This is a genomic window from Oceanihabitans sediminis, from assembly GCF_003337215.1.
Classification (GTDB): Bacteria; Bacteroidota; Bacteroidia; order Flavobacteriales; family Flavobacteriaceae; genus Oceanihabitans; species Oceanihabitans sediminis.
The window spans coordinates 730,951-743,074 of sequence record NZ_QPIG01000001.1; the positions used below are offsets into that span (position 1 = coordinate 730,951).

A 12,124-nucleotide genomic window follows, 5' to 3' on the forward strand; every position below is an offset into this window, starting at 1 on the left:
ATTGAATATTTTATGCTGCGGAAATAAAAAAACGCGCTCTAAAATTAGAGCGCGTTTTTTTATGTTAATTCGATATCAAATTGTGTTAAGCTTTTAAACTGCTGTAGTCGTTCATGAACTTCTCGGCTGCTTAAATCTTCCATTCGTTGTGTTCCAAATTTTTCTACACAGAAAGAAGCTAATGCAGATCCGTAGATAACAGCATTCTTCATGTTTTCAAAAGAAACATCTCCTGTTTTAGCAATATAACCTGCAAATCCACCAGCAAAAGTATCTCCTGCTCCTGTTGGATCAAAAACTTCTTTTAAAGGTAAAGCTGGAGCGTAGAATACGTGGTCATCATGGAATAATAATGCGCCATGCTCCCCCTTCTTGATTACTACATATTTTGGCCCCATTTCATGAATCTTCTTCGCGGCAACTACTAAGGAGTATTCTCCTGTTAATTGTCTAGCTTCTTCATCATTAATGGTAATAACGTCTATACGCTTAATTACTTTATGAAGGTCTTCAAGAGCACAATCCATCCAGAAATTCATAGTGTCAAGAATTACTAGTTTTGGTTTGTTTTCCATTTGGTCAAGAACACTCATTTGTACCATAGGGTGTAAGTTTCCTAACATTACAACTTCGGCATCTCTATACTCGCTTGGTACAACAGGATTAAAATGTTCTAAAACATTTAACTCTGTTACTAGCGTATCTCTAGAGTTCATGTCGTTATGGTATTTACCTTTCCAGTAAAAAGTTTTCCCTTCTTTTACTATTTCTATACCAGAAACATCTATATTTTTATTAGATAATAAATCTAAATATTCTTGCGGAAAATCTCCACCTACTATAGAAACTACGGAAGCATCTACATTAAATTGAGAAGCAGCAAGACCAATAAAGGTTGCGGCTCCACCTAATATTTTATCGGTTTTACCAAAAGGAGTTTCAATAGCGTCAAAAGCTACGGTACCTACTATGACTAATTTGCTCATAAAGCGTTCTTAAATTTTATGCAAATATAGTGTTTTAACTACGAATGTTTGAATAAGGTTTTGCTAAATTTATTTATAGGTATATAGATAAATGTAATTTGAGTTAGGCGCAACGTGAGTTTTTAGACTTGGGTTAAGTGTCACGTTATTAGATTTGTAGTGTTGATTTGGGTTTTTAGGTTCAATTATTTTCGACCAAAATCTGCTGGAATTTCTCCCCAGGCTTTGGTTTCCCATTTAACTATCACGGTTTTGTACTCGTTATTTTTAAGCCAATCTACAGCCCTGTCTACCAACTCGAATAAAGTTTTGTTTTTTTCGCTTCGTTCTAATTTTGTGTTGCAGTTTTTCTTTTTCACCCAACTCATAGCGGTTTTAGAATCGGTATATATAATACGTTCGCTATTATTTTTCTTCAAAAAAGCTAGTCCGTGAACTATAGCTAAAAACTCTCCTATATTATTGGTTCCTTCTTCAAAAGGACCTTGAATAAATAGTTGTTTTTTGCTTTTTGTATCTACACCACGATATTCCATAATACCGGGATTGCCACTAGAGGCGGCATCTACAGAAATGGAATTGTAATTAGGAAGTCCGATTTTTTTAAGTTGCTCGCTGGAGAGCTCGCTTTTAAAAGTCTTGAATTTTCCTATATAGTCTTTATAATTACCTTTTAATGCTTTTGTAGCGGCTTCTAAGGTAGGGAAGGATTTATATTGCGCCCCTTGATAGTCCTTTATTAGTTTCTTGCATTCATTCCAAGAATCAAAAACTCCAACTTTATGCCCTTTCCAAATGGTGTAATATTTCTTTTTCTTTTTTGACATTCGATTTACCTTGCGTTTTTTCTTTCAACAGAAACATGAGCTTTTATTACTGCGCCTCAAGAATACTTTCTACTACTTTAGGGAAGTGCTCCATCTCTAAAGCATGAATTTTACTCGCCACATCTTCGGCTGTGTCTGTTGCATCTACTTCGCATTTTGCTTGAAAAATAATAGCACCTTTATCATAATGTTCGTTTACATAATGAATAGTGATACCCGTTTCTTTTTCTTTATTTTCCACAATAGCATTATGAACGTGCATTCCGTACATGCCTTTTCCTCCATACTTAGGAAGTAAAGCAGGATGGATATTTATCACTTTATTAGGAAAGTGTTTTAGAATGTTTTCTGGAAACTTCCATAAAAATCCAGCAAGAACAATAAGATCTGCATTTGCGCTTTTTAAAATATTAAGCACATCATTAGTTTCTGTAAAAGCTATTTTGTTGAATGATAATGCACTAACATTTAGTTTCTTACATCGATCTAATACTTTGGCATGAGGATTGTTAGTTAAAACCTGAATGACAGAAGCATTTTCTCTGTTGTGAAAAAACTTTATTAAATTTTCAGCATTAGTTCCACTTCCGGAAGCAAAAATTACAATTCGTTTCATTTACAGATAATAATGTTTAATTTGGTCAAACAAAAAAAAGAATAATTATTAACAATTAAAGGCTAAAAATGAAAAATTCAGCTTTATTTATTAAATTAGAACCACATTTTTAGTGTAAAGGTGTGTAATAAGATAAAGTTTATTATTTTTGCCACTTAATTAAAACTTAAAATTAAAAGATTATGTCAGACATTGCATCAAGAGTAAAAGCGATTATCGTAGACAAACTAGGAGTTGATGAAAACGAAGTTGTAACAGAAGCAAGCTTCACTAACGACTTAGGAGCAGATTCTCTAGACACAGTAGAATTAATTATGGAGTTCGAAAAAGAATTCGATATCCAAATTCCAGATGATCAAGCTGAAAACATTGCAACAGTTGGTCAAGCTATTTCATATATAGAAGAAGCTAAATAAGAAAAATTTATGGAACTAAAGCGAGTTGTAGTTACGGGTTTAGGAGCATTAACGCCAATTGGAAACACCAAAGATGAATATTGGGACGCTCTAGTTAGTGGAAAAAGTGGTGCTGCACCTATAACATATTTTGATACTGAAAAGTTCAAAACCAATTTCGCATGTGAAATAAAAAACTTTAACGCCACCGATTTTCTAGATAGAAAAGAGGCGCGTAAAATGGACAAGTTTGCTCAGTACGCTATGGTAGCTTCAGATGAAGCTATCATAGATGCTAAGCTTGACCTTGATGCCATTAACAAATTACGTGTTGGTGTTATTTGGGGAGCAGGAATTGGAGGTCTAGAAACATTTCAGAACGAAGTTTTAAACTTTGCAGATGGAGATGGTACACCTAGATTTAACCCGTTCTTTATCCCAAAAATGATTGCAGATATTGCGCCAGGAAATATATCTATCAAACATGGATTTATGGGGCCTAACTATACTACAGTTTCTGCTTGCGCTTCTTCAGCAAATGCTATGATAGATGCCTTAAACTATATACGTTTAGGTCATTGTGATGTTATAGTAACTGGAGGAAGTGAAGCAGCAGTTACCATTGCAGGTATGGGTGGCTTCAATGCTATGCATGCATTATCTACTAGAAACGAAAGTCCAGAAACAGCATCTAGACCTTTTGACGCTACCAGAGATGGTTTTGTATTAGGAGAAGGAGCTGGGGCAATTATTCTAGAGGAGTATGAGCACGCTAAAGCTAGAGGCGCGAAAATATATGCAGAAGTATTAGGAGGCGGAATGTCTTCAGACGCATACCACATGACTGCACCACATCCTGATGGGTTAGGTGTTATTGCGGTAATGAAAAATTGTTTGGAAAATGCAGGAGTGAAGCCTGAAGAGGTAGACCACATTAATACACATGGTACTTCAACACCACTAGGGGATGTTGCAGAACTAAAAGCTATTTCTGAGGTATTTGGAGCTCACGCAAAGAACATCAATATTAACTCTACAAAATCTATGACTGGTCACCTGTTGGGTGCAGCTGGAGCAATTGAAGCTATTGCATCTATTCTTGCAATGGAAAATGGCATTGTACCTCCAACGATTAATCATACAACAGCAGACGAAAGAATAGATCCTGAATTAAACCTAACTTTAAATAAGGCTCAAAAGAGAGATATTAAAGTTGCAATGAGTAATACCTTTGGTTTTGGAGGACACAATGCTTGTGTCTTATTCAAGAAATTAGACTAACTTTCGAATGGGCTACATTCGTAACATATTAAGTTCTCGTTCCAATAGTGACGAGAATTTTGTTGCATCTATCAAAAAGATTTTAGGCTTTAAGCCTAAGCAAATAAGGTTTTACGAAACAGCTTTCACACATCGTTCTATGAATGTAAAAAACAGCAAAGGCCATGCTGTTAATTATGAACGATTAGAGTTTTTAGGCGACGCTATGTTGAGCGCCGTAATTGCACATCATTTATTTATAGAAGTACCAAGCGGTGACGAAGGATACCTAACTAAAATGCGCTCTAAAATTGTTAGTAGAGCGCACCTTAATGACTTAGGAAAAGAACTGGAACTTATAAAACTAGTAGATAGTAAGATTCCTAAAGGTCAGTTTGGAGATAATATATATGGTAATTTATTTGAAGCTTTAGTAGGAGCTATATTTTTAGATAGAGGCTATAAATACTGCGAAAAATTTATTTACAAACGTGTAATTACACCACATGTAGATATTGAAACCTTAGAAGGTAAGGTAATAAGCTATAAGAGTTTGGTTATAGAGTGGTGCCAAAAAGAAAAGAAAAGCTTTGATTATGATGTTTATGAAGACACAGGAAATGATGATATTAGGCATTTTTCTGTAAAATTATCTATAGACAAAAAAGTAGTAGCCAAAGCCCGAGCAACATCTAAAAAGAAAGCAGAAGAAAAAGCTTCAAAGCGCGCTTTTTTTGCTTTTCAAAAGCAGATTTCTAGATCAGATTCTAATTAAGTTTTCAAAAGAGCGAATAGTATAATTTTCTCTTTAAAACAGTGTTAAGATTACCATTAGCTTAACATATTTCTTTGTAATATATAGTATCTTTACATTAATTAAAAGGAATAATTAGATTGAAAAAACTAACCCTAGATGATTTTTTAGAAGACATTGATTATACACTAATTGGTGTTTATTGTTCTTTAGAAGATTATAGATTAGCTTATTTGTTAAACAAGCATTTAGGTTTGAATCTTAGAAGAAGAAGGGATGATATTGAATATGATGATACATCAAGCTACTCTATTTTTGAGTGGGAAGATGAAAAACAATTCACCGTTTGGAATCTAGTTTCTAATATTTGTAAAATAGAAGTGGTAAATACTTCTGAAGCTACTTCCTTATTTACAGACTTAGAGAAATTCACTAAAACAAACTACTTAGTTCCAGAATATAAAAAAGTGAATTTTATTTTAAAAATTAGCGACGAATCTTTCCGTCAAAATGAAAAGGTTTTTGTAGATAAAATAAAAACAATTCCACAAGTTATTACAGCTTATGGTATTGATCCAAGTCAATTAAAGACTACCGATCAATTAATATTTAATTAAAAGATTTCCAAAATATAAAAATGAATACAGCAAAAAGAAAGAAAACCAAAATAGTAGCAACTTTAGGACCTGCAACAAGTAGTAAGAAAGTTTTAAAGGCAATGCTAGATGAAGGGGTAGATGTATTTAGAATCAACTTTTCGCATGCAGATTATGATGATGTAAAAAAACGCATCAAAATGATTCGTGAACTTAATAAGGAGTTTGGTTACAATGCAGCTATTTTAGGAGACTTACAAGGGCCTAAGCTTCGTGTAGGAGTGATGAAAGGTGATATTATTGTAAAAAAAGGAGAAGAAATCACTTTTGCAACTGGAGAACGTTTTGTTGGAACAAAGAAACGAGTGTATATGACCTATGATCGTTTTCCGCAAGATGCAAAACCAGGAGAGCGTATTCTTTTAGATGATGGAAAACTTATTTTTGAAGTAGTTTCAACAGATAAAAAATCAGAAGTTAAGGCAAAGGTAATTCAAGGTGGACCACTTAAGTCTAAAAAAGGAGTGAACCTTCCTAATACAAATATTTCACAGCCAGCTTTAACCGAAAAGGATATTGAAGACGCTATTTTTGCTATTGAGCAAAAAGTAGATTGGATGGCTTTATCTTTTGTGCGTCATGCAGAAGATTTAATGCAGCTAGAAGAGTTGATTAAAAAGCATAGTGATCATAAAATACCTATCATAGCAAAAATTGAAAAACCAGAAGCAGTAGAAAATATCGATAAGATTGTTGCCTATTGTGACGGATTGATGGTTGCGCGTGGTGATTTAGGAGTTGAGGTTCCTGCAGAGCAAGTTCCATTAATTCAAAAGCAACTAGTACTTCGTGCTAAAAAGGCTAGAATTCCAGTGATTATAGCAACGCAAATGATGGAGACTATGATTTCTAGTCTTACACCAACCAGAGCAGAAGTAAATGATGTAGCAAACTCCGTAATGGATGGAGCCGATGCTGTAATGCTTTCTGGAGAAACTTCTGTAGGGCAATACCCTGTTCAGGTGATTAAACAGATGTCAGATATCATTAAAAGTGTTGAGGATTCACCACTTATTCAAGTGCCACAAATGCACCCGCATATTCGTACTAAGCGTTATATAACAAAATCTATTTGTTACCATGCAGCGCTAATGGCAAATGAAATTGATGCAAAGGGTATTTCTACTTTAACCAATAGTGGTTATACGGCGTTTCAAATTTCGGCATGGAGACCATCAGCACATATTTTAGTGTTTACTTCAAACAAGCGAATTTTAACGCAGTTAAACCTACTTTGGGGAGTAAAAGCATTCTATTATGATAAGTTTGTTAGTACCGATGAAACAATTGAAGATGTAAATGCTATAGCTTGTGAAAAAGGGTATCTTGAAGTCGGCGATATGTTGGTAAGCTTAGCCGCAATGCCAATACAAGAAAAAGGAATGGTTAACACTTTGCGTGTTACAGAAATTACAGAATGTAGTTTTAAGAAGTAATAAAAACTAAAACCAGTTGCAGCAATGTAGCTGGTTTTTTTAAAACCCAAACTGAAGCTGCACACTAACCTCATTTTCTTTTGAAGCCGTTTGTTTTATAGTTTTTTCAGTATTTAAATTAGATAACGAAATACCAAGTAATCTTACAGAATTGCTCATCTTTTCTTGATACAGCAAATCTTTAGCCGTATCCAAAATAATATCTTTATCGTTGATAAAATATGGTAATGTTTTACTTCTAGTTTGAAGGGTGAAGTCACTATATTTAATTTTAAGCGTGACTGTTTTCCCTGCAACTTTACTTTTGTTTAATCTCCGCGACACTTCTTCAGCAATATGTTTTAATTTTTCTAGCATAAATATTTCAGAAGAAAGATTTTCTTGAAAAGTTCGTTCTGCTGCAAGAGATTTTCTAGTTCTGTTGGGTTTTACTTCACTAGTATGAATTCCTCTAACAATGTAGTAATAGTAGCGTCCAGATTTTCCGAATTGTTCCTTTAAATATTCTAAGGATTTAGATTTTAAATCCTTCCCTGTAAATATTCCTTTTTGGTACATTTTTTCTGCAGTAACCTTCCCCACACCATAAAATTTTCTGATGTCTAAATCTTCTAAAAATGAAAGAACATCTTCCGGGTTAACCGTTTTTTGTCCGTTAGGCTTGTTATAATCACTGGCAACTTTTGCGATAAATTTATTAATGCTAATTCCCGCAGAAGCAGTTAAACCAATTTCATTAAAAATCCGATCCCTAATTTCTTTAGCAATTAATGTAGCACTAGGGTTTCCTTTTTTGTTTTCGGTTACATCTAAATAAGCTTCGTCTAGAGAAAGAGGTTCCACTAAATCGGTATAGTCTAAAAAAATCTTTCTAATTTTCTTAGAAATTTCGGTATACCTATCAAATCGTGGTTTTACAAAAATTAAATCCGGACAATTTCGTCTAGCTTGCATCCCGCTAATGGCGCTTCTTACACCAAACTCTCTAGCCTCATAACTAGCAGCGCTAACCACACCTCTGGTACCGCCGCCGCCAACTGCGACAGGTTTCCCTCGAAGTTCCGGATTATCCATCTGTTCTACAGATGCATAAAATGCATCCATATCTATATGAATAATTTTTCTGATTGGTAAATCGCTTGACATGATGTAAATTTATAGAATAATAGAATAATCCATGAAGAAAAATATACTCCTTTTTTTTATAATAGTTTCGGTAATATTTACAATTATATCGTCATACCTTGAGAATGATATCATGCATTATTTTTTTAAACCATTATCTACCATATTGGTGATACTATTGCCGGTTTTATTCGCTAAAAATGCCTTACAGCCCTATAAAAAAATCATATTAATTGGTTTGGTGTTTTGCCTTTTCGGAGATGTTTTTTTAATGTTTGACGCATATTTTGTTTTCGGATTAGCTTCGTTTTTAATAGGACACATACTGTTTATTTATGCTTTTACAACTTTCAACGGATTTACTACAAATGTTAAGCCCTTATTGCCACTAGTAATTATTTCTGTCTTGATGTTTTCTGTTTTAAAAGATCATTTAGGTGGTTTACTAATTCCAGTAATCTTATATATAACCTGCATTATGCTTATGGCTTGGCAGGCTATAAACCTATATCTTTGGAAAAAGGAATATGCATTTTTATTAATTGCAATTGGTGCTACTTTGTTTATATTTTCCGATGCTGTTTTGGCATATAGAAAGTTTATTTCTAATTTTACTATCGCACAATTTTTAGTTTCTAGTACGTATTGGTCGGCGATTACATTAATTTCGCTTTCCACAATTTATATAAATGGAAAATCAAAAAGAGATTTCTAATTTAGAAATAGAACGAAAGTTTTTAGTAAAATCAAATGTATTTAAAGCGGAATCTTTTAAACAAACTCGAATTGTTCAAGGGTTTTTAAGCACCAATAAAAAACGAATTGTTCGTGTAAGATTAAAGGGTGAAAAAGGTTTTTTAACCATAAAAGGAGAATCGTCTAAAAATGGATTGTCTCGTTTTGAATGGGAAAAAGAAATCTCTAAAGAGGAAGCAGCAGACTTATTGAAACTTTGTAAAAAAGGAATTATCGATAAAACTCGTTACGAAGTAAAAGTAGATACTCATACTTTTGAAGTTGATGAGTTTTACGGAGACAACGAAGGACTAATTATCGCTGAAGTAGAATTACAAAGCGAAGAAGAATGTTATATCAAACCAACTTGGCTTGGAAAAGAAGTGACAGGAAACAAAAAATATTACAATTCACAATTAAGTGAAAACCCTTATAAAAACTGGTAAAATGAAACAATATATCCTATTATTTTTTGCTCTAGCACTAACAGTTTCTTGTAAAAAGACTGTTGAAAATACAACAGATGAAACGTCAAAAATTGTTAATTCGGAAGTTGCTGATGAGGTGCAAAATGAAGTTCAGGAAGTAGAACCATCTGTTGCTTCACTGAAAGAAGAATTAACCGCTAAAGGGTTTGAAACTTTTGATTACGTAGATGCTAAAACTAAAGACACCATTTTGATGCAAAAGTATTTTATGGTTTTTCTTAAGAAAGGACCAATAAGAACACAAAATGAACAAGTAATTAAAGAATTACAAGAAGACCATTTAGAACACTTAAGTAGAATGTATGAGGAAGGCTATGCTGATTTAATCGGACCTTTTGGTGATGACGGGGATATTAGAGGAATAGCCGTTTACAATGTTCCAACTTTAAAAATGGCAGATAGTTTAGCTAAATTAGACCCAATGGTAAAATCTGGAAACTTAGAAATAGAAGTGCATCCTTGGTGGACCGCAAAAGGACAGTCTTTACGCTAGTTACTCTGAAATAGTAATATAACGATTAGCTTCATTTCCTAGAGCGTCTACAACTGTGATGAGGTGTTTACCTATTTTAGGTATAACTCCTATGTCATGAATGTCTTTTGTTGTGCCAATAAAAGTTTCGTTTAGGTACCAATACAAAGTAGTTTCGGGCTTAGAGTGCGCTATTTTTAAAATCAACTCATTTGTGTTTCCGTCAAAATCTTTTGGCAAGAATATTTTGGTATTCTCTTTAGGGTAGATAAACTGCATAAAAATTGCATTTTCTCCCATGCAATCCTCTCTAAATCTAGGTAAGGTTTTATAAAACGGATTTTTGGTTTTGTAGTAATACTCCATTAAAGGAGGAAGAACAAACCACGACTTGCTTTCTATATTACTTATATCTTCACAAGAAGAATTTACTTGAAATTGTTGGTTTTTGTCTACATGTACTAAAATGTGGTACGGACAAGGCTCTGTTTTTAAGCCACTATTTTGAATATATGTAGTTTTAGTTTCTTCGCAGTTTACCGAAGCTCTATACCCACTTTTAGAGCATATGCTAACTTCTTGCATCTCATCATAAGGTTTAGCAAACCAATCACTATTTGGTAAATAATCAAATACCTCAAATAAAATAGGTGCAGCTGTCTGCACGCCAACCAATCCAGGTCTACCTTCACCATCTGCATTCCCAACCCAAACACCAACCACATAATCTTTAGTTGTGCCTATTGCCCAAGCATCTCGAAACCCAAAACTTGTTCCGGTTTTCCAAGCAATTTTTTTGGAGCCATCAAAAAACTCCCAGCTTTCGTTGTTTTCAGGTCTGTTTACTTCCTTTAAACTTTCGTAAGTTAAATATATAGAAGCTGCATCAAACAAGGTTTTGTCGGAAGTTTTTTTACCAAAATCTATTTCTTCTGAAGCAAGATACGTAGGTTCGCAAAATTCATTGGTAAAATACTGACTTGAGTTTTCATTGAAATGATTCAAGGTAGAAGATAAAGACGCGTAGCTTTTACATAAATCCCAAAGATTACTTTCTGCGCCACCAAGAATTAGCGTTAATCCGTAGTGGTTTGCATTGTATTTAAGATCTTTTAGATGTAATTCTTTTAGGTAATGATGAAATCGGTCTAATCCAAAATTTTGAAGCATGCGCACAGATGGAATATTTAAAGAACGCGACAAAGCGCGGCTAGCGGGAACTGCACCATCATATTCTTTATTGAAGTTTTCTGGTATATAATTTCCAAACTGAGAAGGAACATCTGGAACCAAGGTATTTGGTAATAAATCTCCAGAATCTAGCATTGCAGCATATAAAAAAGGTTTTAATATACTCCCGGTGCTTCTGGGCTTATCTATAATATCTACATCTTTTTCATGCGCTACATCTGTAGGTGAATTGCCAACGTAACTTAGAACTTTACGAGTTTTTACGTCTAAAACTAAAACGGATATATTGTAAATTTCGTTTTGTTTTAAAAGGTTGTAATGGTTTTTTACTGTTTCATTTGTTTGCTTCTGAAGTCTAGATTTTATACTAGTTTGTACTCTTTCTCCAGGATGATTTTTAGCTACCTTTTGTAGTAAATGCGGAGCAGTTTGCGGTAAAGGATAAGGTTTTTGTGGTAAACCTTCGGCAATAGATAACTTGTAAGTTAAGGTGTCTATTATTTTATTTTCTAATAATTTCTTTAGTAAATCATTTCGTTTTACAAGAAGTCGTTCTTGGTTTTTTCCGGGATAAATTAGGCTTGGAGCATTTGGTAAAACAGCTAATGTAGCACTCTCAGCCCAAGATAATTGATTAGAATTTCTGTTGAAATACCTCCACGATGCAGCATCAATTCCAATTACATTTCCTCCAAAAGGAGCATAACTACTGTAATAAGCTAGAATTTGTTCTTTGCTTTCACGGAATTCTAATCGTGTGGCAAGGATTATTTCCTTTAATTTTTCTAAATAGGTTCTTGGTTTTCCTTTTCTAGAAAGTCGGATTACTTGTTGGGTAATGGTGCTTCCTCCACGTTTTACTTCGCCTGAAGTTATATTTTCTTTAAAAGCCTTAAAAATAGAAATAGGATTAAAACCTGGATGTTTGTAGAAATATTCATCTTCAAATTGAATAATACAAGTTTTAAACTTCTCGGGCACCGAGTCGTTTTGTGGAAATCGCCATTGACCATCGTTTGCAATTTGTGCTCCAAGTAATTTGTTGTTTTCACTTGTAATAACGGTTGCAGTTGGATCTTTAAAAAGCTGTTTCGGTAAACAGAAATAATAAGCTACCAAAAGCATCAATAGTACTACTGACTTTACTTTATTTCTTTTAATGTAGCTTATTATTCTATTCATT

General features: G+C 33.7%; 13 protein-coding genes. 8 read left to right on the forward strand and 5 right to left on the reverse strand.

Annotated features, from left to right (window positions below; all coding sequences use genetic code 11):
- Nucleotides 1-59: 59 nt before the first annotated feature.
- The 3 genes from DU428_RS03310 to purN all read right to left on the reverse strand — a co-directional run bounded on the left by DU428_RS03310 (nucleotide 60) and on the right by purN (nucleotide 2,429).
- Entirely contained in the window at nucleotides 60-986 is a 927-nt protein-coding gene (locus tag DU428_RS03310) for a PfkB family carbohydrate kinase (protein ID WP_113965798.1), read from the reverse strand.
- A gap of 185 nt (nucleotides 987-1,171) precedes the next feature.
- The gene (locus DU428_RS03315; protein WP_072347647.1) at nucleotides 1,172-1,813 is read right to left on the reverse strand and encodes a ribonuclease H1 domain-containing protein; all 642 of its coding nucleotides are present in this window, start codon (nucleotides 1,811-1,813) and stop codon (nucleotides 1,172-1,174) included.
- Between the two features lie 46 nt (nucleotides 1,814-1,859).
- Nucleotides 1,860-2,429 carry a phosphoribosylglycinamide formyltransferase gene (purN, locus tag DU428_RS03320; RefSeq protein WP_072347645.1) on the reverse strand — a complete coding sequence of 190 codons (570 nt, stop codon included), beginning with the start codon at nucleotides 2,427-2,429 and terminating at the stop codon, nucleotides 1,860-1,862.
- Nucleotides 2,430-2,611: 182 nt separating this feature from the next.
- Here purN and DU428_RS03325 point away from each other — a divergent pair, with 182 nt between their 5' ends.
- From DU428_RS03325 to pyk, 5 genes are all read left to right on the forward strand, one after another.
- Nucleotides 2,612-2,845, forward strand: coding sequence for an acyl carrier protein (locus tag DU428_RS03325; protein WP_008269813.1), 234 nt, complete (start codon nucleotides 2,612-2,614; stop codon nucleotides 2,843-2,845).
- Nucleotides 2,846-2,854: 9 nt separating this feature from the next.
- Nucleotides 2,855-4,105 carry a beta-ketoacyl-ACP synthase II gene (fabF, locus tag DU428_RS03330; protein ID WP_072347643.1) on the forward strand — a complete coding sequence of 417 codons (1,251 nt, stop codon included), beginning with the start codon at nucleotides 2,855-2,857 and terminating at the stop codon, nucleotides 4,103-4,105.
- Nucleotides 4,106-4,112: 7 nt separating this feature from the next.
- Complete coding sequence (gene rnc / locus DU428_RS03335; RefSeq protein WP_072347641.1) at nucleotides 4,113-4,859, forward strand: ribonuclease III; 747 nt, start codon at nucleotides 4,113-4,115, stop codon at nucleotides 4,857-4,859.
- A gap of 119 nt (nucleotides 4,860-4,978) precedes the next feature.
- Nucleotides 4,979-5,455, forward strand: a complete 477-nt coding sequence (locus DU428_RS03340; RefSeq protein WP_243633440.1) for an IPExxxVDY family protein — start codon at nucleotides 4,979-4,981, stop codon at nucleotides 5,453-5,455.
- 20 nt (nucleotides 5,456-5,475) lie between these two features.
- On the forward strand, nucleotides 5,476-6,930 hold the full coding sequence (pyk, locus tag DU428_RS03345; protein WP_072347637.1) for a pyruvate kinase: 1,455 nt from the start codon (nucleotides 5,476-5,478) through the stop codon (nucleotides 6,928-6,930).
- A 39-nt stretch (nucleotides 6,931-6,969) separates the two neighbouring features.
- Here the strand turns inward: pyk and dinB are convergent, their stop codons facing one another.
- A complete protein-coding gene (gene dinB / locus DU428_RS03350; RefSeq protein WP_072347635.1) occupies nucleotides 6,970-8,076 on the reverse strand; it encodes a DNA polymerase IV in 1,107 nt (368 codons plus the stop codon).
- 112 nt (nucleotides 8,077-8,188) lie between these two features.
- Between dinB and DU428_RS03355 the strand changes: the two genes are divergently transcribed.
- The 3 genes from DU428_RS03355 to DU428_RS03365 are packed head-to-tail and all read left to right on the forward strand — an operon-like array spanning nucleotide 8,189 to nucleotide 9,771.
- On the forward strand, nucleotides 8,189-8,770 hold the full coding sequence (locus DU428_RS03355) for a lysoplasmalogenase (protein WP_165839142.1): 582 nt from the start codon (nucleotides 8,189-8,191) through the stop codon (nucleotides 8,768-8,770).
- Nucleotides 8,745-9,236 carry a CYTH domain-containing protein gene (locus DU428_RS03360; RefSeq protein ID WP_113965799.1) on the forward strand — a complete coding sequence of 164 codons (492 nt, stop codon included), beginning with the start codon at nucleotides 8,745-8,747 and terminating at the stop codon, nucleotides 9,234-9,236. The genes DU428_RS03355 and DU428_RS03360 overlap by 26 nt, the downstream gene beginning before the upstream one ends.
- Before the next feature lies 1 nt (nucleotide 9,237).
- Entirely contained in the window at nucleotides 9,238-9,771 is a 534-nt protein-coding gene (locus tag DU428_RS03365; RefSeq protein ID WP_072347628.1) for a YciI family protein, read from the forward strand.
- Here the strand turns inward: DU428_RS03365 and pbpC are convergent, their stop codons facing one another.
- Nucleotides 9,772-12,123 carry a penicillin-binding protein 1C gene (gene pbpC / locus DU428_RS03370; RefSeq protein WP_113965800.1) on the reverse strand — a complete coding sequence of 784 codons (2,352 nt, stop codon included), beginning with the start codon at nucleotides 12,121-12,123 and terminating at the stop codon, nucleotides 9,772-9,774.
- Nucleotide 12,124 lies beyond the last annotated feature (1 nt).